This window comes from Streptomyces fulvorobeus (assembly GCF_013167895.1).
Classification (GTDB): Bacteria; Actinomycetota; Actinomycetes; order Streptomycetales; family Streptomycetaceae; genus Streptomyces; species Streptomyces fulvorobeus.
The window spans coordinates 4,100,973-4,126,045 of the sequence record NZ_BLWC01000001.1 but is presented as its reverse complement, the minus strand read 5'-3'; the positions used below and the strand labels follow the sequence as shown (position 1 = coordinate 4,126,045).

Annotated in this window: 17 protein-coding genes and 3 pseudogenes; 8 read left to right on the top strand and 12 right to left on the bottom strand. The window is 67.6% G+C overall.

The genetic code is table 11. The features are described 5' to 3' along the window. Window positions 1–72: 72 nt before the first annotated feature. The 5 genes from Sfulv_RS30565 to Sfulv_RS18770 form a co-directional block, all read right to left on the bottom strand. On the bottom strand, window positions 73–534 hold the full coding sequence (locus tag Sfulv_RS30565) for a hypothetical protein (protein WP_256668994.1): 462 nt from the start codon (window positions 532–534) through the stop codon (window positions 73–75). Then, complete coding sequence (locus Sfulv_RS18785) at window positions 471–3,308, bottom strand: type I restriction endonuclease subunit R (protein WP_256668993.1); 2,838 nt, start codon at window positions 3,306–3,308, stop codon at window positions 471–473. Before Sfulv_RS18785 ends, Sfulv_RS30565 begins: the two co-directional genes overlap by 64 nt. Next, the gene (locus Sfulv_RS18780; RefSeq protein WP_173315585.1) at window positions 3,305–4,486 is read right to left on the bottom strand and encodes a restriction endonuclease subunit S; all 1,182 of its coding nucleotides are present in this window, start codon (window positions 4,484–4,486) and stop codon (window positions 3,305–3,307) included. Before Sfulv_RS18780 ends, Sfulv_RS18785 begins: the two co-directional genes overlap by 4 nt. Next, window positions 4,483–6,477, bottom strand: coding sequence for a type I restriction-modification system subunit M (locus tag Sfulv_RS18775; protein ID WP_173315583.1), 1,995 nt, complete (start codon window positions 6,475–6,477; stop codon window positions 4,483–4,485). Before Sfulv_RS18775 ends, Sfulv_RS18780 begins: the two co-directional genes overlap by 4 nt. Before the next feature lie 122 nt (window positions 6,478–6,599). Beyond that, entirely contained in the window at window positions 6,600–8,684 is a 2,085-nt protein-coding gene (locus Sfulv_RS18770) for an N-6 DNA methylase (protein WP_173315581.1), read from the bottom strand. 136 nt (window positions 8,685–8,820) lie between these two features. Between Sfulv_RS18770 and Sfulv_RS18765 the strand changes: the two genes are divergently transcribed. Continuing rightward, window positions 8,821–9,660 carry a hypothetical protein gene (locus Sfulv_RS18765; protein ID WP_173315579.1) on the top strand — a complete coding sequence of 280 codons (840 nt, stop codon included), beginning with the start codon at window positions 8,821–8,823 and terminating at the stop codon, window positions 9,658–9,660. Between the two features lie 264 nt (window positions 9,661–9,924). On the opposite strand, the gene Sfulv_RS18760 is transcribed toward Sfulv_RS18765, so the two are convergent. After that, entirely contained in the window at window positions 9,925–12,081 is a 2,157-nt protein-coding gene (locus tag Sfulv_RS18760; RefSeq protein ID WP_173315577.1) for an AIPR family protein, read from the bottom strand. 312 nt (window positions 12,082–12,393) lie between these two features. Further along, window positions 12,394–13,481 (bottom strand): annotated as a pseudogene (gene ychF / locus Sfulv_RS18755) (redox-regulated ATPase YchF). Window positions 13,482–13,789: 308 nt separating this feature from the next. On the opposite strand from ychF, the pseudogene Sfulv_RS18750 reads away from it, so the two are divergent. After that, window positions 13,790–14,216 (top strand): annotated as a pseudogene (locus tag Sfulv_RS18750) (DUF6542 domain-containing protein); the annotation flags it as partial. Window positions 14,217–14,299: 83 nt separating this feature from the next. On the opposite strand, the gene ppgK reads toward Sfulv_RS18750, so the two are convergent. Next, complete coding sequence (ppgK, locus tag Sfulv_RS18745; protein WP_173315574.1) at window positions 14,300–15,046, bottom strand: polyphosphate--glucose phosphotransferase; 747 nt, start codon at window positions 15,044–15,046, stop codon at window positions 14,300–14,302. 38 nt (window positions 15,047–15,084) lie between these two features. Next, window positions 15,085–16,074 carry a 4-hydroxy-3-methylbut-2-enyl diphosphate reductase gene (locus Sfulv_RS18740; RefSeq protein ID WP_173315572.1) on the bottom strand — a complete coding sequence of 330 codons (990 nt, stop codon included), beginning with the start codon at window positions 16,072–16,074 and terminating at the stop codon, window positions 15,085–15,087. An 83-nt stretch (window positions 16,075–16,157) separates the two neighbouring features. Between Sfulv_RS18740 and Sfulv_RS18735 the strand changes: the two genes are divergently transcribed. The 4 genes from Sfulv_RS18735 to Sfulv_RS18720 all read left to right on the top strand — a co-directional run bounded on the left by Sfulv_RS18735 (window position 16,158) and on the right by Sfulv_RS18720 (window position 19,997). Beyond that, complete coding sequence (locus Sfulv_RS18735; RefSeq protein WP_173315571.1) at window positions 16,158–17,564, top strand: APC family permease; 1,407 nt, start codon at window positions 16,158–16,160, stop codon at window positions 17,562–17,564. A gap of 74 nt (window positions 17,565–17,638) precedes the next feature. Then, window positions 17,639–18,850, top strand: a complete 1,212-nt coding sequence (gene xseA, locus Sfulv_RS18730) for an exodeoxyribonuclease VII large subunit (RefSeq protein ID WP_173315569.1) — start codon at window positions 17,639–17,641, stop codon at window positions 18,848–18,850. A gap of 76 nt (window positions 18,851–18,926) precedes the next feature. Next, entirely contained in the window at window positions 18,927–19,202 is a 276-nt protein-coding gene (locus Sfulv_RS18725) for an exodeoxyribonuclease VII small subunit (protein WP_173315567.1), read from the top strand. Window positions 19,203–19,406: 204 nt separating this feature from the next. Further along, window positions 19,407–19,997 carry a malonic semialdehyde reductase gene (locus Sfulv_RS18720; RefSeq protein ID WP_173315565.1) on the top strand — a complete coding sequence of 197 codons (591 nt, stop codon included), beginning with the start codon at window positions 19,407–19,409 and terminating at the stop codon, window positions 19,995–19,997. Between the two features lie 78 nt (window positions 19,998–20,075). Here the strand turns inward: Sfulv_RS18720 and Sfulv_RS18715 are convergent, their stop codons facing one another. Next, window positions 20,076–20,594 carry a DUF4245 domain-containing protein gene (locus tag Sfulv_RS18715; protein ID WP_173315563.1) on the bottom strand — a complete coding sequence of 173 codons (519 nt, stop codon included), beginning with the start codon at window positions 20,592–20,594 and terminating at the stop codon, window positions 20,076–20,078. A 144-nt stretch (window positions 20,595–20,738) separates the two neighbouring features. On the opposite strand from Sfulv_RS18715, the pseudogene glpX reads away from it, so the two are divergent. Continuing rightward, window positions 20,739–21,772 (top strand): annotated as a pseudogene (glpX, locus tag Sfulv_RS18710) (class II fructose-bisphosphatase). Window positions 21,773–21,935: 163 nt separating this feature from the next. Here glpX and Sfulv_RS18705 read toward each other — a convergent pair. Beyond that, window positions 21,936–22,307: a WhiB family transcriptional regulator gene (locus tag Sfulv_RS18705; RefSeq protein ID WP_173315561.1), complete on the bottom strand. Its 372-nt coding sequence runs from the start codon at window positions 22,305–22,307 to the stop codon at window positions 21,936–21,938. Between the two features lie 158 nt (window positions 22,308–22,465). Further along, a complete protein-coding gene (locus Sfulv_RS18700; RefSeq protein ID WP_173315559.1) occupies window positions 22,466–23,164 on the bottom strand; it encodes a DUF1707 SHOCT-like domain-containing protein in 699 nt (232 codons plus the stop codon). Between the two features lie 207 nt (window positions 23,165–23,371). Between Sfulv_RS18700 and Sfulv_RS18695 the strand changes: the two genes are divergently transcribed. Further along, window positions 23,372–25,039, top strand: a complete 1,668-nt coding sequence (locus tag Sfulv_RS18695) for a fumarate hydratase (protein ID WP_173315557.1) — start codon at window positions 23,372–23,374, stop codon at window positions 25,037–25,039. Window positions 25,040–25,073: the final 34 nt, after the last annotated feature.

The following is a 25,073-nucleotide window of genomic DNA, read 5'->3' as shown; positions in this document are numbered from 1 at the left end:
GGCGCGTGTCGCCGTAAACCGTCCACGGTTACGGGGAGTTGCCGTGGACGGTCCGCGCTGCCCGCGGCGGGTTCAGGCCGCGTCGTCCATCCCCAGTTCGCGGCGCAGCATGCGGAAGGCGTGCCGCCGCAGGTCACGCTTGATCGACTCCCGGTGATCGCGGTCGTCGTGGAAGTAGTGGTCCCCCAACTCACGAACGGAGTCGATATGCTTCATCATCTCGGCATCCAGCACCGGGTCGATGACGTGCTTGAATCCGTCCTCGTCGTCCTGCGAGGCGGACCGCCGCACCTTCTCGTCGGCCATCACCGCCCGCAGCGGCACGATGAAGTCGTCCTCGGTAAAGTCCGTACCGAACCGCTCGTTGAATTGGTCGATCACCTTGGCCAGCGGCGATTTGTCGGGTTCAGCCGCCCCACCGGCACCACTGCCGAAGCCCTTCAGTTCGACCGCGCCCTCGGCAGTCAGGCTCACGTTGACCTCCCCAACCTTCTCCAGGCGCACGGCCTCAAGCCGGGTTTCTCCGATATCCACCGCACCTCCCTCGCGCGGGGCAGCCTGCGCAGCAGATGCTGCCCGAAGAGGTGCAGGCGCTCCAGATCGATGTCGATGTACGGCACGATCTGCGCAAGGAAGCTGTACTTGCGCGCATAGTCGGCGAGGTCGGCCCGGAACTGCTCGGCGCTTTCGTGCTCGGCCGGCAATTCGCTTTCCCTAAGCACGATGAACCTGTCGCGGGCGGGGTCGGTGTGCCGGTAGAGCTCCGCGTGCAGCTTCTCCCAGCGGGTGCCGTCCCCGGCCGCCGCGTCCTGTGCCCTGAGGTACGCCGCAACGAACGACTGCATCTCGTCGACGAACAGGATCGGCGGATCCATGACTTGATGCTGCGCGTCATAGATCAGATTGGGGTCGGTGGGCATGGTCTGGGCTTCTTCGAAGAACGGCCGGAACTCGCTCTGGATGTCGTGCGCGTCATTCGCGAAGTCCAGGACGCAAAGATCCTGCTGGTCCTTGAGAGGATGCGTGCGGTTAAGGCGGGAGAGCGTCTGCACAGCGGCGACACCCTTCAGCTTCTTGTCGACGTACATCGTGGTCAGCAGCGGCTGGTCGAAGCCCGTCTGGTACTTGTCCGCGACCACCAGGATCCGGTACTCGCGCCGGCTCCTGGCTGACGTGCCCTTCTTGTCGTCGGCCGCGGTGTACGCGAACCTCTTGCGTAGCTCGCCCTCCGAGAAGCCGTTGAGCTTCGCCTCGGTGACCTCCTCCTCTCCCTCCTTGAGAGAGCCGGAGAAGGCAACCAGCACCCCGGGGTCCGGATAGCCGTTGTCGTCGAAGTACTTGACGATCTGCCGGTACAGCTGGAGCGCGCCGTACCGCGAACGGCACACCACCATGGCCTTGGCCCGCCCTCCCAGCCGCCTGCGGGTGTGGGCCATGAAGTGCTCCGCGATCACCCTGGCCCGCTGCACGGCGGTCTCGGTGTGACCGTGCGCGGTCAAGGCGAGCAGTGCGTTGGCCTTCTTCTTGTCGACCTCGCGGTCCGCCTCGTGCGGGTCCTCGTTGACCATCTGCCAGTACGTCTCGTACCTCACGTACTGGCACAGCGGGTCAAGGATGAACTTCTCTTCGATCGCCTGCCGCATCGAATAGGTGTGGAAGGGCTCATAAAGGCCGGTGAGCGGGTTCTTGGTGCCGAAGAGCTTCAGCGTCTTGTGCTTGGGGGTGGCGGTGAAGGCGAAGTAGGAGAGGTTCGCGCTCTGACCACGGGCACGGGCGGACGCGGCGAGACGCTCGTCGGTGGTGGGCTCCGACACTTCCGCCTCGGCCTCCGTGGCTCCGGTCTCTTCGTCGTCGGCGTCGAGGCCGAGATCGCGCAGGGCCTTCTTGACGTCGGTGGCGGCTTCGCCCGACTGGGATGAGTGCGCTTCGTCGACGACGATCGCAAAGCGACTGCCGCGTATCTCGACGGGCGACTTGCGCAGGTAGGCAAGCAGCGCGGGGAAGGTCTGGAGGGTGACGATGAGGATCTTCGCCGTTTCCTGCGCGAGCGCATCCGCCAGCTGCGACGACTTCGAGCCGCCCTTGCCGCCAATGCCGAGGACCAGGCCATTGGTCTGCTGGAAGTCACCTATGGTTTCCTGCAGCTGATCGTCCAGGACCGTACGGTCCGTGATCACCAGTACCTTGTCGAAAACCGACTCGTGTCGTGCATCGTGCAGGTCGGAGAGCCGGTGGGCGAGCCAGGCGATGGTGTTCGACTTGCCGGACCCCGCGGAGTGCATGACCAGGTAGTTGTGCCCCGCCCCGTGCCGCGCGGCGTGCGCGGTCAACTCCCTCACGGCGTGCCACTGGTGGAAGCGCGGAAAGATCAGCTTCTTGACGGTGCTGCCGTCATCCTTCTTCTCCGTGCTCTGGTGAACGTACCGCTCCAGAAGATCCAGCCAGGTGTCCGGGTGCCAGATCTGTTCCCAGAGGTACGAGGTCCGGTACGTGCCGGCGGGAGCCGCGTCGGGGATCGCCGGATTTCCGGCACCGCCACGGTTTCCGGGGCCGTCGGAACCGGTGTTGAAAGGCAGAAAGACGGTGTCCCTACCCTTCAACTGGGTGGTGAGGAAGACAGCGTCCGGGTCGACCGCGAAGTGCGCGAGGGCGCGCTTGGCGAAGAGCGGTTCCCGGTGGTCCCGGGTGGTCCGGTACTGGTGCATGGCCTCGGCTGTACCGGTGCCGGTGAGCGGGTTCTTCAACTCTGCGGTGGCAACGGGGATGCCGTTGACGAAGAGAGTGAGGTCGGGCTTGTTGCCCTCGTCGTTGCTGGTCGCGCCGTCCGCCACACGGCGGGTGGCGTAGACGAGATCACGGACTACGGTGAGCCGGTTCTTGCTGTACAAGGTGAGGGCGCCGGGGTCGATCGTCTGTGACGGCTTGAAGTAGGCGAGGTCGAAGTGGATGCCGTGCGCCTTGACCCCTTGGCGGAGGGTCTGGAGGGTGCCCCTTTTGTCGATCCACCGGGCGAGGTGCTCGGCAAACGCACGCTGGGCGATGTCGGGGTCGTCGTCGTGGTAGCCGGCGTAGCTCAGCCAAGCCTTGTTCTGGGTGGCCCCGATGAAGGCGAAGACCTGCGCGGTGTCGAGGGCGAGGTCACGGCGGTAGTCAGAGCTGAGGCCCATCCTCCAGCGGAGGGCGAGGCCCCCCTCGCAGCCGTGGGCGAGGAGCCACTCGATGATCGCGACGCGGAACGCCTCTTCGTGGTGGACCTTGTGCTGGGGTTCCTTCGAGCCTTTGTTGCTGAACGGGTTGCTGTGAATCACGGAACTCGCACCCCCCGTGCGGTTGTTACATCGATTTGGCCGGTCACTGCGGCGGTAATCAGGGCGCGGCGACGCTCGGAGAGCAGACGGGTTTGCTTCTCGTAGCAAGCAGCCAGTTCGTCGTGATGCTTAGCCACCTCTTCCACCTCGCGGGCCAGTCGCCGCTGCTCGTGAGCGTCTGTCGGCCACCGGAGGTTGAAGTTCGCGAGGTCTTCCATACCCAGAGTCGGCTGTGCTGTGTCACTGCCCGTCGCGTTGAGGGCTTGACGCATGAAGTCAGCGGTCTCGATCCAGCGGATGAACAAGCCGGGATCGACGTCATGCCGAACCCGCAGTGCAGCGACCGCACGCGCGATATTGGCTCCTTCCAACTCGGCTGGTGCCAATGCGGCGCGCCCTAGAGTTCCGACAACACTGAGCAGAATGTCGTTCGGCTGGACACGGGTACGGGCGTACTGCTGCGATAGATCCTCAGGAATGCGCACAAGAGAAGCTGCTCGCCCCCGCAAGTCCAGCAGGTCGTTGATACGCACGAAGGGCACACCATTGTCAGTGAATTCTGGAACCAGAACACCATAACGCGGCTTGTTTCGCATTAGGTATTTCAACCGAGTCGGCACCGAAGAGCTGGCTCGCGTGAAGAGGCCGGAAAGGGCTACCGCTCGATGCCGACCAAGCAGAACACCTTGCCGCTTCCTTGCTTGGCTGATGGCATCGATCTTTTCGATCTCACCATCTAGAAACTCCGCGATACGTTCCTGCATTTCAAGCGACGGCAAGGAAAACCGGAACTCACCCATCAGCTCCCATGAGGTGCGAGGCATCTTCGTTCCATAAGCAGAAACATTGGCCCATTCGACCCAAGGGCCCGAAAGGGTCAAGTACATCAGAAAGCGAGTGCTGATCAATTTTTTCGGCCGCAGCACGAGAAGCTCCCCTGTGGCCGTCCCCGACATCTGCGGAAGGTAAGACTTAGCCAGATAAGGGCGCAGCTTACTGAATAGGACGTCTCCCCGTTGATGCACAAGACTGTCTTCAGCAGATTTGCATGGAATCGGATCAACTAGCAGCCTGCCAGTTCCGCTCTCTAGATTCTCCAGCCCGATAAAAGGGTGAGCCAACCCGTCTGACTTAATCGTGAAGTTCTGGACAACGGTCTTTACGCGGACGATGCTCACTTCGTCACCTCCCCAAGCAGCCGTCGGACCTCGGTCTCCAGTGACATCAGCTCCGCGTCAATCGCCTCCAACGGCATCGGCGGCGCATACACATAGAACTGCCGACTGAATGGAATCTCGTACCCGATCTTCGTCTTCGTGTGGTCCACCCACGCGTCCGGCACGTGTTCCAACACCTCGCGCTTCATATACGCGTCGATGTCCTCCTCCAGCGGCACGTTCTCGTTGTCACGAAGGTCGGGGTCCGGTTCCGGGTGCGGGTCGCCTTTTTTGAGGTACTGCTCCTCGCCCTCGGGGTCGCGCACCCCCACCACATCCCGTAGCGCCTTCTGGAAGGGCTTGCCCGTCGGCATCATCAGGCCCGCTGGCACCATCGCCTGACGAATCGCGTCCCACGCCTCCGCCTTTGTCGCCCAACGCTCGCCCACCAGCAACTTCAGCGCATCCGTGAACGCCCCCGCATCAACCGCCTTGTCGATCGCAGCCGAAGCCCGGAGAGCTGTCAGCGTCTCTTCCGTGACCTCGAAGCGCAACTTCAACGGCCTTTCCACGGTGATGCGCTGGTAACCGAACTCCTTCGTTTCGAGAATCTTCACGTTCTCCGGCGGCGACTGTTCAGGATCAGCCGCCGCAGCCACCGCCTCCATGTACATGTCCGTCACCGCTGCGATCTGGGAATCGGAGATGACTTTTCGCTTGTCGCCCAGCGATTTCCGCATCTTCGTCCACTGGCCTCGCGCATCCAGCAAGATGACCTTGTCCTTGAGGCCCCGGTGCTTCCGGTTCGACAGGATCCAGAAGTAGGTGGAGATGCCGGTGTTGTAGAAGAGCTGGTCCGGCAGAGCCACGATGGCCTCCAGCAGGTCCTCTTCCTCCAAGATCCACCGCCGGATGTCGGACTCGCCGGAGCCCGCCCCACCGCTGAACAGCGGCGACCCGTTGAAGACGATCGCGATACGGCTTCCGCCCTCGAAGCCGCCCTTCCCGTCAGGACGCGCCGGCTTCATCTTCGAGATCATGTGCTGGAGGAAGAGGAAGGAACCGTCACTGATCCTCGGCAGTCCCGCTTGGAAACGATCCCCGTTTCTGGCGAACCGCTCCACATCCTGCTTGACCTTCTTCCACTCCACTCCGAAGGGCGGGTTCGCGACCAGATAGTCGAACTTCTGCTCCTTGTGGCCATCCTGGGTGAAGGAGTTCCCGTACTTGATGTTGTCCGGTTCCTGCCCCTTGATCAGCAGGTCGGACTGGCAGATGGCGTGCGACTCAGGGTTCAGCTCCTGCCCGTACAGCCCGACAGTCGTTTGCGGGGCCTTGCGCTTGATGTGCTCCTCGGTCTCGCTGAGGATGCCGCCCGTCCCGCAGGCTGGGTCGAGGACCGTCCTGGTCTTGCCCTCCCCTTCATCCGGGGCCAGCAGCAGGTTCACCATCAGCCTTACCACCTCGCGCGGTGTAAAGTGCTCACCTGCGGGGTTGTCTTCGGAAAACTTCCGGATGAGCTCCTCGAAGATGTAGCCCATCTGATGGTTGTCGATGCCGTCCTTGTCGTCCGGCCCCTTCGGTAGCCGCAGATCGATCTTGGCGAATTCGCCAACCACCTGGTAGAGCAGCCCCTTCTCCTGCAGATCGGCGATGTGCTTCTCGAAGTTGTAGCGGTCGAGAATCTTCCGGGCGTTTTCGGAGAAGGCGCCGTAGTACGACTTCAGCAGCGTCTGCGCCTGTGAATGATCCTTAGCGATCAGCTTGAAGGTGAGTTCGCTGGTGTTGTAGAAGCCGTGCCCCGCAACCTCACGGAGCTTCATCTCCCGGTAGGCCAGCGGTCGACCTCGCTCTTCCATCTCCGCAACTTCCGCGAGCACTTCGACCTTCGTCGGCTCCAGCACACAGTCCAGACGCCGCAGCACCGTGAACGGAAGAATGATCTTCCCGTAGTCATGCGCCCGGAAGTCGCCGCGCAGCAAGTCGGCGACTTTCCAGATGAAGTTGATCATCTCCGAGTGCCTGCTGTGGTCCTGCTCCACCGTTGTCCTTTCCGGGCCGCCGGGGCGGCGATTACTTCAGTGCGGTACGTACGCGCTCAGTGTGTCGTGTGTGCGGGGAGGCTCGCACGGGTTCAGGCCGGTGGCGGGGGCCGCAAAGCGCCTGTCGTGAGCGCGGCCCGCAACTTCCCGGCAGTCTCCTCACCCTGGAGCGCAGCCCGGCGCAGAGCCGTCGTAAAGGTGTGTAGCCGCCGGAACGCCGCCCCGTATGTCTGCTGCTCCTCCAGCGGCAGCAAGGGCACTTGGAGCCTGCGCGCGTCCACCCGAACGATCGACGTCCCCTGGCTCGCCCGCTGCATATTGGCCGGGTCGGCGAGGAAGCCGACCAGGAACCACGGGTCGAGCCGCGCCTCGTCCGGGCGCAGCAGGTGCAGGTTCCTGCCGAGCAGGGCCCCCGCGTCGGTGTCGTCCGCAACCCGCGCGGCGGTCCTGTCCGCGGACAGCAGGGTCCCGGGGATGATCACGTCCCCGACCTTGATCCGCACCGCGTCCTCATCCCCTGCCGGACCGCGCCCGGACGGGGAGCGCCCCTCGTTCACATCCGCAGCCGTGAGGACGGGATCGTCGCCATCCGAATCCCCGCTGCCGCCCTTCGCCTTGGGCTTGAGCAGAGTCAGCGCCCCCGTACGGATCAGATCGGCGAGCGGGGCCATCGTCCATGGCCCGCCCGTCCGGGAGACGCCCCAATCGTCGCTCGGGGCGAGTGCCGATGCCTGCGACAGCACGGAGCCGAGGCTGTCGCGACGGCCGCTCAGGGTACGGCGGAGGTCGTCTACCTGCGGCATGCCGCGCTCCCCCGCGAGTCGTGGCGCGGGCGTGAGGTCGACTGTGTCGTCGAGCAGATCCGTGATTGGGACGGCACGGTACACGCCTGGCATGGCAAGACACTTCTCAGGCGCTGCAAGCAGCTCTCGGTAGGTGACGGAGGGACGCCCGCCACGGCTGTTCATGTCCGGCAACGACTTGCAGTTCATGAACAGCACATGGCTGGCCTCTGCGCCGTTGCCCCCGCCCGGCCTCCGCAGGACCCACAGATGCAGCCCGATGTGCGCCGGCGGAGCGGCCCCGGCAGGCAGTGCCAACACAGCCCGCAGCGCGCCGTGCCGTACGAGCGCCGCCCGGATCCGCCGCCCAGAACTCCGGGAGGCGACGGACGGCGGCAGCAGCATGACCACCACACCACCCGGCCGCACCCGCGACAGGCTGTGCTGCACCCAGGCGAGCTCGGACTCGGACCGGGACGGCAGGCCATACTCCCAGCGGGAGTCGTACGCCAACTCGTCCGCGCCCCAGTCACGTTCGTTGTACGGGGGATTGCACAGGACCGCGTCGAACTCCCCACCCGTATGCCGGGATCGGGCGAGAGCGTCCTCGGCATCGACAGAGCAGTACCCTTTCCCGCCCAGCCGGAGGGAGAGCCGGGACGCGGCCAGCTGGGCCAAATGCAGCTCCCGGTCCTGGCCGTCAAGCTGCGTGGCCCCCTGGATCCGGGCCGCCTCCAGCAGGTCCCCCGTCCCGCATGCCGGGTCGAGTACGGCGCTCAGCGCGCCGTCCGGCGAGGCGGCCTTGGCCAGTGTCGCCATGAAGTGGGCCACCGCCGCCGGGGTCCCCGGCCCGCGCCTTCGCGACTCGCTCGCGTAGCGGTCGAGCATGTCCGACAGGACCTCGTCCGGCGTCTGCCGTGTCGCGGCAGCCGCGAGCTCACGCATCAGCGACGCGGAACGCAGCAGGGCGAGCGGCTCAGGCATGTCCTGAAGTGCTCTGCCGATCTCGTCGAGCATGCCGTCACCGAGACTCTCGTGTTCCAGGTCCGGCCCTTCGGCGTAGTGAAGGTAACGCGTCTCCCGTGAGGTGTGACCTTCGCGTTCCAGGAAGGCGAGGAAGAGCGCGGCCCGGGCCATCGCTTCAGTCAGCCCCGACCCCTCGGCCTCTCGCAGCAGCTCACGCCACAACTGCTGCTGCTCGGTGAACTGCGGGAGGCGGCCATGCTCGGCCAGCCACCCCTCCACATCCTCCAGCGTGAACGTGGGACGTGATTCCGTACCGCCCGTGGGAGCGGGGAAGTCGGAGTGGCGGCGCCGCCAGTTGGTCACGGTCGCGCGGCCGACGTCCGCGATACGGGCGATGTCGGAGGTACTCACCGTGGTCTGTGCGGCCATCAGCAGCCCCCTTCGTCTTCATCGAACACGCACGAACAGTACAGCACGGCAGAATACTGTTTGACAATGCTTTCAGGCGATGCTCTCATCGTTGCTATCGACGGGTGCTGCCGGTGATGGCAATGGAGGGGACGTCATGCAGAGCAACGTAGAAGTGATCACGCCCGAGCTGGCTCGCGAGTGGTTGCTGTGCAACACCAGGAACCGCCCGCTGAGCAAAGCGTTCGTCCAGCAGCTCACCCAGCAGATCGAGCGCGGCGAGTGGCAGCTCACCCACCAGGGCATCGCCTTCGACGACCACGGGGCACTGATCGACGGCCAGCACCGGTTGGAGGCGGTCGCGAAGGCGGGCATCCCCGTGCAGTGCGTGGTGACACGCGGGGTGGCGCAGTCCGCGTTCACAGTGATGGACACCGGCCGCAAGCGGAGCGGACGCGACGCCTTGGCCCTGGCGGGCGAGGAGCACAGCACCCACCTGGCCGCCGCTCTGCGCGGTCTGCACCTCTATCTGACCGCCCCGGACTCCGCGTGGAGCGGGCAGAGCGCCGCCGTCAGTAACGATCTACTGCTCACCGTCCTCGACCAGCACCCCTGTATGCGGGACGCTGTCCGGGCGGCGATCCCGATGAACAAGGCGTTCCGCATCACCGTGACGGCCGCTGCGGTCGGCTGGTACGCGACCACCGACGCCCGTCCCGAGCTCGATCAGCTCCCCTGGCACGAGGCCCTGGTCACCGGTGCGGGGCTGCGCATCGGTGACCCGCGGCTGACTCTGCGCAATACGCTGCTGAACCTGGCGGCCGGGAAGGCCCACCGCAGGCGCGACGACTCGCGAGAGCACCTGCTCTACTACCTCAAGTCCTGGAACGCCTGGGTCGAGGGCCGCGACATGAAGCTGCTCCGTCGTTCACCAGGCGAGACGATGCCGCGCATCTCGCGGCACACGGCTCGGCCCCGGTTCGCAGAGGGGGCCTGAAACTTCCTCATCCTGGAAAGGTTCGGCATCAGGGTCAAGGGGGGTTCGGCCGCGCGGATCAGCTCACGCGTCGTCGGACGGGACTTCGACTTCCGATTCACGTTGAGGCCGTGCACTTTGCGCATCGAAGTCACCGAGGCTCGCGCAGAGCGCCGCGCGCTCCTCGCTAGCGCCTCGCCCACCAAACGCCGAATCGGTAGGAGACCGAGGCGGAGCTGGTTCGCCGACACGCGTCACTGTGTCGGGCGTTGCCGGAAGCTGCCCTTACTGGAGCGACTCGAACTGTTCCTCCTCAGGCAAGGACTCCGTCAGGAGCTGCTGCCAGAGCTGCTCTGCAAGGTCAACAAGCGTTCCATCCTCGCCCAGCACACCCCACTGTTTTGGCCCCTGGACCGCGCTCCACGCCTCGCGCCACTGGGCCTGCTGCCAGATATGCGTGACCAGGCCGCTTGGCGAGTAACGGCTCCCGTCAGCCTCCCAGAGCAACGGCTTGCGCCGGTCGTTGACCCAGGTCGCGTAGGCCCGGCGCGGGTCAGCGTTCAGCCAGTCCCCGATGGCCTGCTCCTCCGTCGCGCTGGGGTGGTACATCAGCCTGGTACCGGATGGAATACGGTCATGGTCGATCAGCAGGGTCACGGTATTGGGGCGCCTGGGCGGCTTCGAGTCGTCCCGCTGCTGGTACGCAGCGAGGTCTCCGGCATCCGTACCGTCGGAGAGCGCCTGAAGGACGGCGGCGACCAGTTTTCGGGAGCGTTCCTCGCTGGCGAAGGTGCTGGTGATGTAACTTCCGCCCCCAAAAAGGTGGTTCACCAGCGGGATAAGCTGGGCAAGCGTTGCGCCGACCCGCGCCGGTACGGCCTCCAGAGAGGACTCCCAACCTGAGTCTGGTTCGTCGATTCCCTCTGAGCCGACCTGCTGGGCGACCATGTGCGCCACCAGCAGAGCACCACTGTCAGCGATCGAACCCGCCCGTCCGGTGAGCGTGGAGCGGACCTCGTGCAAGGACTCCCGCACCCGCCGCATAAGTAGGACGCTACGCCAGATCTGATATGCGCTGGGCCTGCGCCCGAACAGTCGGGTGTAAATGCCCCCAGGACCGTCCTCCCAGAGCGCGTCGGCTGAGCCCTTCACCCGTACCGCCAGGGCCGGGTCTGGGTGAGCGCAGGCAAGGGCAGTGGCGGCCTCGCGGACCGAGCATCCGAACGCCGGCGACGGCTCAATCTCACCGCGCTTGAATACGTAGTCCTTGTCAAGAGAGAGTCGGAAGTCCTCACGGATCAGGCTCTGTACTGGCTTGATCGCGATGAAGTCCGACCGCTCCATGTGGTTCTGCGTGTTGGTCGCCTCGGTGATCTCGCCCGCGAACCCCTCCGGGGCACCGGAAACTGAGATGATCCGGACGGTGACGTACGCCTCTCCCACCGCTTCTTCGTTCTGCTGGAACGCCCGGTGGGCAGAACTGACGGTCTGCGCACCGTTGACGACGCTTGCGTTTTCGAGGACCAGCTTCACGGGCTCACTGGGTTTCTGCTTCGCGAAGAAATGCGGCTCGATCTTGTCGCACTGAACCGTGATGCCGTTATGGCGGTACCAGAAGCCCTGCGGATCCCGAATCAGACTCTCGACGAGCGTCTGGTTGACTCCGGTCAGGCCCAGCGATCTGCGGACGTTGCGGTCGTACAACCGCTCTCCGTTGTCGGCGTACCACTGAGCGAGTTCGTCGGCCGCCACCAGCCCCGAATATGCCTGAAATGGGGTTTCCCGGGAATGCCAGCCCTGCGTCATGGTGGCGGTGAGGGTGATCGGCTCTGGGGTGAGGTCCTCGCGGACGGCACGGTGGAAGTCCGTCTGATTCAACACCCGGTGCTCGATGGAGCGCGTGTAGCCGCCGAACTCCTCAGCCGCTTCGACGAGTATGGCCTCGGTCTCCGTAGAAAGGTGTCCTTCGCCCATGACAGCGATGACGAGGACCACCTTGCAGGTAGGCACGTCAAGCACTGACCGCACACGGTCAGCGAGACGGCGGAACCGTTCGTTGAACTGATCGAAGTCCCGGTTGTCGAGCTTCTTCAGGCCGTGCACCAGCTTGTGTGCGGCACTCGTGTCAAAGCCGGCCTTGCCTTTGTCGCTCCATTTGGCCTGGATCAGCCACAGTTCAGGAGCGGAGGCGGAGAAAGCGACGGCGTCGATACCGAAGTCGTCCCGGCCGTCGATCACCGACTCGGCAGCTTCCTCGGACGTACAGTCCGTGAGCATGCGAGCCGCCCTGGCGGACAACGCACGCGAGTTGAAGGCATTCTCACGTTCCAACGGCTGACGTTTCTCGTAGTCAGCGAGCGAGATCAGCGGATCGAACTCGCGCTTCAACGCATCGCGAACATGCCGGACTTCCAGCGGCATTGCCTGCCCGCTCTTGCTCATCCCTGCCCCCAGTCACGACCACGCGTTTGAACTTCTCTTATGCTACGAGAAGCGTGGGCCGGCGGGACTGAACGGATGAGTTGGCGTCACGGCTCGTACTGACGGCGAGACGCACCAGCCGCTCGTATTCGACGCTCCCGGCAGGCGCCCCGCCGCTGGCAGTGACGCAGACCCCAGGAGGACAGCTTAGGCCCTTCGTGCACCGTCAAAGATGGCGGGCATGACTGATGAGGTCGGAACGAGGTCATCCCGGCCTCATCACTCACTTGTACTTTCGGGCTGAACTCCACCACATCAGCGACGTGGTGGAGTTCAGTTGTTGAAGCGGAACTCCACCACGTCGCCGTCCTGCATCACGTAGTCCTTGCCCTCCATGCGCGCCTTGCCCTTGGCGCGGGCCTCGGCCACCGAGCCTGTTTCGATCAGGTCCTCGTAGGAGATGATCTCGGCCTTGATGAAGCCCTTCTGGAAGTCGGTGTGGATCACACCGGCCGCCTCGGGGCCGTCGCGCCCTTCTTGATCGTCCAGGCGCGGGTCTCCTTCGGGCCTGCCGTGAGGTAGGTCTGGAGGCCCAGGGTGTCGAAGCCGACGCGGCCGAGGGTGGCCAGGCCGGGCTCTTCCTGGCCCATCGACTGGAGGAGTTCCAGCGCCTCGTCGTCGTCGAGCTCGATCAGCTCGGACTCGATCTTGGCGTTGAGGAAGATCGCCTCGGCCGGGGCGACCAGGGCGCGCTGCTCGTTCTTGAAGTCCTCGTCGACCAGTTCGTCCTCGTCGACGTTGAAGACGTACAGGAAGGGCTTGGTCGTGAGCAGGTGCAGCTCGTGGAGGAGGCGGCCCTTCTCCGTGTTCGCGGTGATGCCCGCGGCGAAGAGGGTCTGGCCCGCCTCCATGATCTTCTGGGCCTCCTCGACCGCGGCGAGGACCGCGACCTTCTCCTTCTGGAGGCGGGACTCCTTCTGGAGGCGTGGAATCTGCTTCTCGACGGACTGGAGGTCGGCGAGGATCAGCTCCGTGTTGATCGTCTCGATGTCGTCCTTCGGCGAGACCTTGCCGTCGACGTGGACGACGTTCTCGTCCTTGAAGGCGCGGATGACCTGGCAGATGGCGTCGGACTCGCGGATGTTCGCGAGGAACTTGTTGCCCAGGCCCTCGCCCTCGCTCGCGCCGCGCACGATGCCCGCGATGTCGACGAAGTCGACCGTGGCGGGAAGCATCTTCTGCGAGCGGAAGATCTCGGCCAGCTTGGCGAGGCGCGGGTCCGGGACGCCCACGACGCCGACGTTCGGCTCGATCGTGGCGAACGGGTAGTTGGCCGCCAGCACGTCGTTCTTGGTCAGGGCGTTGAACAGGGTCGACTTGCCGACATTCGGCAGACCGACGATTCCGATCGTGAGCGACACTTTGGCGGCTTCCTGGAGTAAGGATGAAGGGGAGAGCGTCCAGTTTACGGGCGGGCCCGGGCGGACAGCCACGGGTCGGGCGCACGGCCGAACAGGGTGGGTTTCGGCCGTGTGACATCGAACTCAACGCCAAGCTCGGCCAAAGCGCGTGTCCAACGCCTGATTCCTCCCGCCGGGCGACCTACGTTGTGCTGGTGGAGCAGCACAGGACACGACCCGCGCAGCGCAGGCAGCCTCACCAGCAGGCCCCGCTGTCCCCGCAGGCATCCCCGCAGGCCACGATCGGTGAGACCGCAGCCGTCTACCAGGTGGCGGGCGCGGGCGGCGCCAGGCCCCCTGCGGTGCCCGCCGTGGCGGCGCTCGGCAGGTTCCCCAATCCGCGGTTGACGGGCATCGGGGCGGGGCTCTTCGCCGCCGTCACCATGTTCGTGCTCGCCTGCCTCGACCGCCTGCTCCTCAACGGCTCGGAGACGGTGTACGGGCTGCTGTTCCTGCCGGTCAGCGCCCTGACCGCGCTCTGGGTCCGGCCCGCCGACCTGGTCACCGCGCCGATCGGCGTGCCGATCGCCTTCGCCGTCGGAGTCATTCCCATCTCCGGGGGCGGCGGCGGCGTCGGCGGGCAGACGATGGCGGTGGTCACGGCTCTCGCGGTGCACGCCGGCTGGCTGTACGGGGGCACACTCGTCGCCGGGCTCATCGCGAGCGTACGGAAGATCCGGCACATGCGTCAGCGCCACCTGCTCCGCGCCGCGCAGGCGGCGCGGGGGTGCAGGCGGCGCGTCGGCCTCAGCAGCCGTAGGCGTACGCGCGGCTGGCCGTCAGGAGACGGAGCTCTTGGAGGCCGCCATGGCCGCGCCCACGATCCCCGCGTTGTTCTGGAGCTCGGCCGGGACCATCTCCGCCCGTACGCCCTCGATCAGGGACAGGAACTTGTCCGCCTTGCGGCTCACTCCGCCCCCGATCACGAACAGCTCGGGTGAGAACAGCATCTCCACATGGCGCAGGTACTTCTGCACCCGGTGCGCCCAGTGCTGCCAGCTCAGGTCCTCGTCCTCCTTGGCCTTCGTGGAGGCACGCTTCTCCGCGTCGTGACCGTGCAGCTCAAGATGGCCCAGCTCGGTGTTGGGAACCAGCAGCCCGTCCGTGAAGACCGCGCTGCCGATACCCGTGCCGAAGGTCAGCACGATCACGGTGCCCTTGCGTCCGCGGCCCGCGCCGAACGCCATCTCCGCCGTTCCGGCCGCGTCGGCGTCGTTGAGGATCGTGACCGGCCGGCCGATGCGCTCCGCGAGGAGGGCACGGGCGTCCATATCGATCCAGCCCTTGTCGACATTGGCCGCGGTACGGGTGATTCCGTCCGTGACGACACCCGGGAAGGTGACGCCGACGGGCCCCTGCCAGTCGAAGTGGCCGACCACCTCGGCCACGCACCCGGCCACGCCCTCGGGCGTGGCGGGGTGCGGTGTCAGTACTTTGTGGCGCTCCTGCGCCAGGTCTCCGCGGTCCAGGTCCACGGGAGCACCCTTGATCCCAGAGCCGCCGATGTCCACGCCGAAGATCTGCATGCGGTCCACCGTACGGGTAGCGGGCGCCGCGCGTCCCGCTACTTGCCGGAGAGTTCCGCCGCCTCCGCGCGCAGGTCGCGGCGGAGCTCCTTGGGAAGCGAGAAGGTGATCGACTCCTCGGCGGTCTTCACCGTCTCGACGTCCGCGTAACCGCGCTCGCCCAGCCATTCCAGTACGCCGTCCACGAGAACGTCGGGGACGGAGGCGCCGGAGGTGAGGCCCACCGTGGTGACGCCCTCCAGCCATGCTTCGTCAATCTCGTCCGCGAAGTCCACCAGGTGGGCCGCGGGGGCGCCCGCGTCGAGGGCGACCTCGACCATGCGGATCGAGTTCGAGGAGTTCTTGGAGCCCACGACGATGACCAGTTCGGCGTCCTCGGCCAGCTTCTTCACCGCGATCTGACGGTTCTGCGTGGCGTAGCAGATGTCGTCGCTCGGCGGCGAGAGGAGGTTCGGGAACTTCTCCTTGAGGGCGTCGACCGTCTCCATCGTCTCGTCGACGGAGAGCGTCGTCTGCGAGAGCCAGACGACCTTCGACTCGTCACGGACGGAGACGTTGGCGACGTCCTCGGGGCCGTCGACCAGGGTGATGTGGTCGGGGGCCTCGCCGCTGGTGCCGATGACCTCCTCGTGGCCCTCGTGGCCGATCAGCAGGATGTCGTAGTCCTCCTTGGCGAAGCGGACGGCTTCCTTGTGGACCTTGGTGACCAGGGGGCACGTGGCGTCGATCGTGGCGAGCTTGCGCTCGGCGGCCTCGGCGTGGACGGCCGGCGCGACCCCGTGCGCGGAGAACATCACGATGGAGCCCTCGGGGACCTCCGCCGTGACGTCGACGAAGATCGCGCCCTTCTTCTCCAGGGTCTGGACGACGTACTTGTTGTGCACGATCTCGTGGCGCACGTAGATCGGGGCCCCGTACTGCTCCAGGGCCTTCTCGACGGCGATCACGGCACGGTCCACGCCCGCGCAGTAGCCACGGGGAGCGGCGAGCAGGACACGGCGTGCAGGCGTTGCAGTCATGCGTCCCATCGTAAGGCCGTACCGAACAGGCGCGGGTCCCGCCGGGTCGGGAGACTGGTGCATCACGCGCACACCCGGACGATGGAGGGTTCATGGCCGGCAGCACCAAGGAACGCGACGCGGACCCGGGCACGTTGCGACGGACGCTCGGCTTCCGGGACCTGGTCGTCTACGGGCTCCTGTTCATCGCACCCATGGCTCCGGTCGGGGTGTTCGGCACGCTCGACGCGAAGTCCGGCGGCGCGGTCGCCCTGGTCTACGTCGTGGCCACGGTCGTCATGGCGTTCACCGCGTTCAGTTACGCCCAGATGGTGCGGGTCGCCCCGCTGGCCGGTTCGGTCTTCACGTATGCGCGCAAGGGCCTCGGGGAAGGGCCGGGGTTCATCGCCGGGTGGATGGCGATGCTCGACTACCTCCTCATCCCGGCGGTCGCCTACCTCTTCTCCGGTATCGCGATGAACGCGCTGGTCCCCGAGGTGTCGCGGTGGGTCTGGACGGCCATCGCCGTGCTCATCACCACCCTGCTGAACCTGCGGGGCGTACGGGCGGCGGCCCGGGTCGGCTTCGCGGTCCTCGCCATGGAGATCGTGGTGCTGCTGGTCTTCGTGGTGTCGGCGGTGTGGGTGCTCGTACAGGACGGGGCGCGGCGCGGGTGGCTGACACCGTTCACCGGGGACTCCGGGTTCTCGACGACGGCGGTGCTCGCGGCCGTGTCGGTGGCCGTGCTGTCGTATCTGGGCTTCGACGCGATCGCCTCGTTCGCCGAGGAGGTGACCGGCGGCTCGGCGAAGGTGGCCCGTGCGGTGCTGTTCTGCCTGGCGCTGGCGGGGACGCTGTTCATCGCGCAGTCGTACCTGGCCGCGCTGCTTGAGCCACTGAGCTCGGCGGAGCTGGCGGCCGATCCGGCGGCGCAGGGGTCGGCGTTCTACGACGCGGTGGATGCCTCGGTCGGTACGTGGCTGCACGACCTGGTCGCCGTGAGCAAGGCGATCGGCGCGGCGTTCGCCGCCCTGGCCGGGCAGGCCGCGGCCGGCCGGCTGGTGTTCGCGATGGCGCGGGAGCGGCGGCTGCCGGGGTTCCTGGCCCAGGTGGACGCGCGTTCCGGGGTCCCGAGGACCGCGATCCTCCTCGCGGCGGTCGTGACGCTGGTCGCCGCGGTGTGGGCGGCCCGGCGGGACGACGGACTGGACCATCTGGTGTCGGTCGTGAACATCGGCGCGCTGTCGGCGTTCGTCCTGCTGCACGCGTCGGTCGTGGGCTGGTTCGCCGTACGCCGGATGGCGGGGCCGCCGAGCTGGTGGCGCCACGTGCTGGTGCCGGCGGCCGGTGCCACCGTGCTGATCGTGGTGATCGTGGAGGCCACGACGAGCGCGCAGGTGGTGGGGGTGTGCTGGCTGGGGATCGGTCTCGTGGTCCTCGCGGTGCAGTGGGGACGGCGGTCGGGTCCGGACGGCGCCGGTTCGGGGTCCGGGCCGGAGAGGGCCGCGGGGTCGCGCTGAGGGGGGGGTCGGCGAGGCTGGGGCGGGTGCGCCGGCCGGGGGTTCCTGTCGGCGCGGGCCGATACGCTCGGCGCATGGCTCTCAATACGTCCGCGGAAGCCCCGCTGCCCGTCGGTGAGGTGTCACGGCTCATCGGCGGGTGGATCGACCGGCTCGGCGCGGTCTGGGTCGAGGGGCAGATCACGCAGCTGTCGAGGCGGCCGGGCGCCGGGGTGGTGTTCCTGACACTGCGCGATCCCTCGCACGACATCTCGGTGGGCGTCACCTGCTTCCGGCAGGTCTTCGACCGGATCGCCGACGTGGTGACCGAGGGCGCGCGCGTCGTCGTCCTCGCCAAGCCCGAGTGGTACGCCCCCCGCGGGCAGCTCTCCCTGCGGGCGACGGAGATACGGCCGGTGGGCATCGGCGAGCTGCTCGTACGGCTGGAGCAGCTGAAGAGGTCCCTCGCCGCCGAGGGGCTGTTCGCGCTGGACCGCAAGAAGCCCCTGCCGTTCCTGCCGCAGTTGATCGGCCTGGTCTCCGGGCGGGCTTCGGCGGCCGAGCGGGACGTACTGGAGAACGCGCGGCGGCGCTGGCCCGCCGTGCGCTTCGAGGTCCGCAACACGGCGGTGCAGGGCGTGCACGCGGTGAACCAGGTGGTCCAGGCGGTGCGGGAGCTCGACGCGATGGACGAGGTCGACGTGATCGTCGTCGCCCGGGGCGGCGGGAGTGTGGAGGACCTGCTGCCGTTCTCGGACGAGCAGCTGATCCGGGCGGTGGCCGCGTGCCGTACGCCCGTGGTGTCCGCGATCGGACACGAACCGGACTCCCCGCTGCTCGACCTCGTCGCGGACGTGCGCGCCTCGACGCCCACCGACGCGGCGAAGAAGGTGGTGCCCGACGTCGGCGAGGAGCTGGACCGGGTACGACAGCTGCGGGACCGGGCGCGGCGGACGGTGCGGGGGCTGCTGGAGCGGGAGGAGCGGGGGCTGGCCCACACACTGGGCCGTTCCGCGATGGAGCGTCCCCACCGGCTGGTGGACGAGCGGGAGGCGGAGGTCGACGCGTTGGCGGGGCGCGGCCGGCGGGTGCTCGGGCATCTGCTGGACCGCGCCGAGTCGGAGATCTCGCACACCCTCGCCCGGGTGGTGTCCCTGTCACCCGCGGCCACGCTGGAGCGCGGGTACGCGGTGCTCCAGCGCCCGGACGGCCATGTGGTGCGTTCCCCGGCCGAGGCCGGTGCGCCCGGCGACGAGCTGCGCGCGCGGGTGTCGGACGGCGACTTCGTGGTGCGGGTCGCGGAGTGAGCGGCCGGGGTCGTCAGGGTGGATGCGGGATGGTTCGGCGGTTGGGCTGTCGTAGCTCGGACATAGGGTGGATCACATGACGGACGACGGGACGACGACGGCTGCCGTGACTGCCGCCGCGACGGGCACGCTCGGCTATGAGCAGGCGCGGGACGAGCTGATCGAGGTCGTGCGCCGCCTGGAGGCGGGCGGCACCACGCTGGAGGAGTCGCTGGCTCTGTGGGAGCGCGGCGAGGAGCTGGCCAAGGTCTGCCGGCGGTGGCTGGAGGGGGCGCGGGCGCGGCTCGACGCGGCGTTGGCGGGGCCGGAGGAGCGTACCGGCGGCGCGGAGGGTGTGGGCCGGGAGGAGTGAGGACGCGGTCGGGGCCGGTGCGCGGAGCTTGTTCCCTGCCCGCTCCTTCCCGTAACCGCGGGCGCCCCACCCCGCGCCTCGAACGCGGGATGGGGCACTTGTGGAGCAGGTCACTCCGGCGTCACTTTAGTTGAAAGTTAACCTACTTCTCGGCTACGGTCGTGCCATCGCTTGATCCTGTACGTCCGGAAGGTAACCCGCACGATGTCCCTCGTTCTTGACCCCGCCGCCCAGGACCTCCTCTTCCGTGAGGCCCGTACCGCCAACACGTTCACCGACGAGCCGGTGACCGACGAGCAGGTCCAGGCGGTCTACGACCTCGTCAAGTACGGCCCGACCGCCTTCAACCAGTCGCCGCTGCGCGTCGTCCTGGTCCGTACGGCCGAGGGCCGCGAGCGCCTCGTCAGGCACATGGCCGAGGGCAACCGGCCGAAGACCTCCTCCGCGCCGCTGGTCGCGATCCTCGCCGCCGACAACGAGTTCCACGAGGAGCTCCCGGCGCTTCTTCCGCACTTCCCGCAGGCCAAGGACGCGTTCTTCTCCGAGCGCCCGGTCCGCGAGCAGTCCGCCGCGCTGAACGCCTCGCTCCAGGCCGCCTACTTCATCATCGGCGTCCGCGCCGCCGGTCTCGCCGCGGGCCCGATGACCGGCTACGACGCCGCGGGCATCGAGAAGGAGTTCCTGGACGGCGACCACAAGGTCCTCATGGTCGTCAACATCGGCAAGCCGGGCGAGACCGCCTGGCTCCCCCGCCTGCCGCGCCTCGCCTACGACGAGGTCGTCACCACCGTCTGATCCGGCGATCACGGCGGAAGGCCCCGGCAGCGCTCCTCGCGCTCCGGGGCCTTCTCACGTCCCTTCCGGGGCAGGGCCTCAGGACGTCTTGAGCGCCGCGGCCATCTGGGCGAGCCGCTGGGTGGAGGCCGACCCCGTCACCACCGTGGTCGCACCGTCCTGGTGCAGCACGAGGGCGTCGTACTTGGGGCCCTTCCAGTGCGCCCACGCCTCGCCCGCCACCTCGTGGGTGCGCCCGGTGTCCGTCGCCCGCTGGCTGACCTGGGTGACGTACTTCTGCACGGGCGCCGTCGACTGCTCCACCGCGACGTACTTGCCGTCCGGGTCGAGGAATCCCAGGTGCCAGCTGTCGTCCGCCTGACGCTCGTAGGAGACCGAGGTCGGCTTCCAGCCCTTCGGCAGCCCGTCCGGCGCCGCCACCGGGTAGGGCGCCGCCCGCCGCGCGGTCAGGAGCTCCACCCGGTAATCGACGGCCTTCACCGGGGCGGCCGTGTCGTCGTGCGGGATGAACAGGTAGATGACCCCGGCGACGGCCGAGATCACGATCATCGACAGGACCATGTCCCGGACGGTCTGCTTGCCTCGCTTGCTTGCCACACGCTCAATGGTGGCATGAGGCTCCGCGCGCCCCACCGGGGGCGGCCGCTCATACGTGACCCGCCCTGCTCATTTTATCGACCTACCGATAGAGTCACAGGCACCCTCTTTTCCGGTCGTCGTCGTACAGAAAGGTGCGCTCCGATGTCCGAGCAACATCACCTGCCCTCCCAGCTGGAGGTCTCTCCCGAGGCCCCGACCGCAACCTGGCCCTCGAACTGGTCCGGGTCACCGAGGCCGCGGCCATGGCCGCCGGCCGCTGGGTCGGTCGCGGCGACAAGATCGGGGCCGACGGCGCCGCGGTGAACGCCATGCGGACCCTCGTCTCCACCGTCTCGATGAACGGCATCGTCGTCATCGGTGAGGGTGAGAAGGACGAAGCCCCCATGCTCTACAACGGTGAGCGGGTCGGCGACGGCACCGGTGCCGAGGTCGACATCGCGGTCGACCCGATCGACGGCACCACGCTGAACGCCAAGGGCATGCCGAACGCCATCGCCGTGCTCGCCGCGGCCGACCGGGGCGCCATGTTCGACCCGTCCGCGGTCTTCTACATGGACAAGCTCGTCACCGGGCCCGAGGCCGCCGACTTCGTCGACATCAACGCCCCCGTCTCGGTCAACATCCGCCGGGTCGCCAAGGCGAAGAACTCCACCCCCGAGGACGTCACCGTCGTCATCCTCGACCGCCCCCGCCACGACCGCATCGTCAAGGAGATCCGGGAGACGGGCGCCCGGATCAAGTTCATCTCCGACGGCGACGTGGCCGGTTCCATCATGGCCGCCCGCGAAGGCACCGGCGTCGACCTGCTCATGGGCATCGGAGGCACCCCCGAGGGCATCATCTCGGCCTGCGCCATCAAGTGCCTCGGCGGCGTCATCCAGGGCAAGCTCTGGCCGAAGGACGACGCCGAGCGGCGGCGCGCGCTGGACGCCGGGCACGACCTGGACCGGGTGCTGTCGACGGACGACCTGGTCAGCGGCGACAACGTGTTCTTCGTGGCGACGGGGATCACCGATGGCGAGCTCATGCGCGGTGTGCGGTACCGCGCGGAGACCGCCACCACCGAGTCGATCGTCATGCGCTCCAAGTCGGGCACGATCCGGAAGATCGACTCGACGCACCGCCTCTCGAAGCTGCGCGCCTACAGCGCCATCGACTTCGACCGCGCGAAGTAACCCCCGTACGCGGGAGATCCCGGCGGCCGCGGGCCGCCGGGGTTCCGTACGCGGTGCCGCGCGGACGAAGAACGGTCCGGGTCGGGGGCTGCCGGTCGGGGCGGCCCCCGACCCGCACACCGGGCGGGCGGGGCACGGGCCGGCAGGGTGCGGGGCCTGCGGGTCAGCCGGCCGCGGCTATGTGCTCCGTGGTGGCCGTCGCCTTCAGCTCGATGTCACGCCTGCGCCTGCGGGCGAGCACGACGCGGCGCTCGGCGGCGGTGAGGCCGCCCCACACCCCGTACGGCTCGGGCTGGACCAGGGCGTGTTCCTGGCACTCCACCATCACCGGGCAGCGCGCGCAGACGCGCTTCGCCGCGTCCTCACGGGACAGCCGGGCGGCGGTCGGCTCCTTCGACGGGGCGAAGAACAGCCCGGCTTCGTCCCGGCGGCACACCGCCTCCGCATGCCAGGGGCCGCCCTCGTCCTCCCGCGCGGGAGTGCGCTGGGAAGGCACGGCGGCGACCTGCGGAGACTGAAGCGGCGGTTGCAGCACGGGTCCACTCCTGACGACGGCTTCGCGAGCGAGAGACGATGCAGCCTCCCTACCCGCTGTGCGCGCGCCTATGCACTGAGTGGCACTGACGTGCGGTGCACGCAATCGCGGTCCGTCGCCCCGAATGGCCGAAACATGGAGTGCGGCGGCCGGGCGGCTCAGCGGCCGAAGTGTTTGCGCAGCTGGTCGTGGAGGTTGGCGATGAGCTTGCCCCGTCTGGGTTTCGCCTCGATGTTTCCGAACACCGAATAGCCGTTCACCACGACCACCGGCGCTTCCGGGTCCGCGGATTCGAGGGTGACCACTTCGAAGTTGCCGAAGAATCCGGTTCCGCTGCCGCGCAGCGAGATGTTCTCGGGTACCCGGATCTCGACGTTGCCGAAGATGGAGGTGGCGTTGATGACGCTCAGCCTCTGACCGAAAAGAGACTCGGTCAGATCGATCTCGATACTGCCGAACAGGGTGAAGGCATTGGTCCGGCCGGCCACCCGCCACCGCCCCCGCCGGGTGGAGCTGCTGAAGACGGCCACCATGGTGTCGGCTGGCCCGGCCGGCACGTCGGGGCCGTAGGCATGCGAGGACGCCACGGAGTGCCGTGCGGCCCCCGCTCCGCCCGGCAGGTCCCGCACGAGTGGTTCGAGCTCGCCGACGGTCTTGGCCCGGTAGACCAGGTCGATCCGCTCGGCGTGCTCCTCCGCGGTCAGCCGGCCGTCGGCCACGGCCTCCCGCAGGACGTCGGCGAACCGGTCGCGGTCGGCGTCGGAGGCCCGGATGCCGGCCGGAGCGGGTTCCGCGGGAGTGGTACCGGCCGGGGCGGCGGGCGGCTGCGGCTGCTGGGGCTGCTTTTGGAGGTCCACCGGCCCAGCGTACCCAGACGCGATAGATCGCGACCAGGGGTCGCGCGTGGGCGTGGCGGGTTGGCTGATGGAGCACGGATCTCCGGAGGGCCGGGGCGGGCGGGTGAGCCTTACCTCACAGGGGCGGGGCGGCCACGGCGCTCTACGCTGGTGGGTGCGCTGCCCAAGGGAGGTCAGCCGCCGTCTGCCGAGTGAGGAATGGCCGTAATGCCAGAGTTTGCGTACTCCGATCTGCTCCCCCTGGGAGAGGACACCACGCCGTACCGTCTGGTGACCTCCGAGGGTGTGTCCACCTTCGAGGCCGGCGGCCGTACGTTCCTCAAGGTCGCGCCGGAGGCTCTGCGCACGCTCGCCGCCGAGGCCATGCACGACATCTCGCACTATCTGCGGCCCGCGCACCTGGCCCAGCTGCGGCGGATCGTGGACGACCCGGAGGCGTCGTCGAACGACAAGTTCGTCGCCCTCGACCTGCTGAAGAACGCGAACATCGCCGCGGCGGGCGTCCTGCCGATGTGTCAGGACACCGGCACGGCGATCGTCATGGGCAAGCGCGGGCAGAACGTGCTCACCGAGGGCGGTGACGAGGAGGCCCTGTCGCACGGCATCTTCGACGCGTACACCGAGCTCAACCTGCGCTACTCGCAGATGGCCCCGCTGACCATGTGGGAGGAGAGGAACACCGGCTCCAACCTCCCGGCGCAGATCGAGCTGTACGCGACGGACGGCGGCGCGTACAAGTTCCTCTTCATGGCCAAGGGCGGCGGTTCGGCCAACAAGTCGTTCCTGTTCCAGGAGACCAAGGCCGTACTGAACGAGTCCTCCATGATGACGTTCCTGGAGGAGAGGATCCGCTCCCTGGGCACGGCCGCCTGCCCTCCGTACCACCTGGCGATCGTCGTCGGCGGTACGTCGGCGGAGTTCGCGCTGAAGACCGCGAAGTACGCCTCGGCGCACTACCTCGACGAGCTGCCCGCCGAGGGCTCCCCCACCGGTCACGGTTTCCGCGACAAGGAGCTGGAGGAGAAGGTCTTCGAGCTGACCCAGCGGATCGGTATCGGCGCCCAGTTCGGCGGAAAGTACTTCTGCCATGACGTACGCGTCGTGCGCCTGCCCCGGCACGGCGCCTCGCTGCCCGTCGCGATCGCCGTCTCCTGCTCGGCCGACCGCCAGGCCACCGCGAAGATCACCGCCGATGGCGTGTTCCTGGAGCAGCTGGAGAAGGACCCGGCCCGCTTCCTGCCGGACACCACGGACGAGCACCTCGACGAGGCCGGGGACGTCGTGGAGATCGACCTCAACCGGCCCATGGACGAGATCCTCGCCGAGCTGACCAAGTACCCCGTGAAGACCCGGCTCTCGCTCACCGGCCCGCTGGTCGTGGCGCGCGACATCGCGCACGCCAAGATCAAGGAGCGGCTCGACGCGGGCGAGGAGATGCCGCAGTACCTCAGGGACCACCCGGTCTACTACGCGGGTCCGGCGAAGACGCCCGAGGGTTACGCCTCCGGTTCCTTCGGGCCGACGACGGCCGGCCGCATGGACAGCTACGTGGCGCAGTTCCAGGCGGCGGGCGGCTCGAAGGTGATGCTCGCCAAGGGCAACCGCTCGAAGCAGGTCACGGACGCCTGCGGAGAGCACGGCGGCTTCTACCTCGGCTCCATCGGTGGTCCCGCCGCGCGGCTCGCGCAGGACTGCATCAAGAAGGTCGAGGTCGTCGAGTACGAGGAGCTCGGCATGGAGGCGGTCTGGCGCATCGAGGTCGAGGACTTCCCCGCGTTCGTCGTCGTCGACGACAAGGGCAACGACTTCTTCACGGAGCCCGCCCCCGCGCCGACCTTCACCAGCATCCCGGTGCGGGGGCCGGGCCTCGGCTGACCGGTCGGTCAGCCGGCCGCGGGAAGCGGAAAAG

Excerpts from the sequence above, each read along its gene's own strand:
- Sfulv_RS18760 (WP_173315577.1), bottom strand. The coding sequence starts at position 12,081 with ATGAGCAAGAGCGGGCAGGCAATGCCGCTGGAAGTCCGGCATGTTCGC.
- Sfulv_RS18720 (WP_173315565.1), top strand. The coding sequence starts at position 19,407 with ATGTCCCTCGTTCTTGACCCCGCCGCCCAGGACCTCCTCTTCCGTGAG.
- Sfulv_RS18775 (WP_173315583.1), bottom strand. The coding sequence starts at position 6,477 with ATGATCAACTTCATCTGGAAAGTCGCCGACTTGCTGCGCGGCGACTTC.
- Sfulv_RS18735 (WP_173315571.1), top strand. The coding sequence starts at position 16,158 with ATGGCCGGCAGCACCAAGGAACGCGACGCGGACCCGGGCACGTTGCGA.
- ppgK (WP_173315574.1), bottom strand. The coding sequence starts at position 15,046 with ATGCAGATCTTCGGCGTGGACATCGGCGGCTCTGGGATCAAGGGTGCT.
- Sfulv_RS18740 (WP_173315572.1), bottom strand. The coding sequence starts at position 16,074 with ATGGGACGCATGACTGCAACGCCTGCACGCCGTGTCCTGCTCGCCGCT.
- Sfulv_RS18695 (WP_173315557.1), top strand. The coding sequence starts at position 23,372 with ATGCCAGAGTTTGCGTACTCCGATCTGCTCCCCCTGGGAGAGGACACC.
- Sfulv_RS18725 (WP_173315567.1), top strand. The coding sequence starts at position 18,927 with ATGACGGACGACGGGACGACGACGGCTGCCGTGACTGCCGCCGCGACG.
- xseA (WP_173315569.1), top strand. The coding sequence starts at position 17,639 with ATGGCTCTCAATACGTCCGCGGAAGCCCCGCTGCCCGTCGGTGAGGTG.
- Sfulv_RS18770 (WP_173315581.1), bottom strand. The coding sequence starts at position 8,684 with ATGGCCGCACAGACCACGGTGAGTACCTCCGACATCGCCCGTATCGCG.
- Sfulv_RS18765 (WP_173315579.1), top strand. The coding sequence starts at position 8,821 with ATGCAGAGCAACGTAGAAGTGATCACGCCCGAGCTGGCTCGCGAGTGG.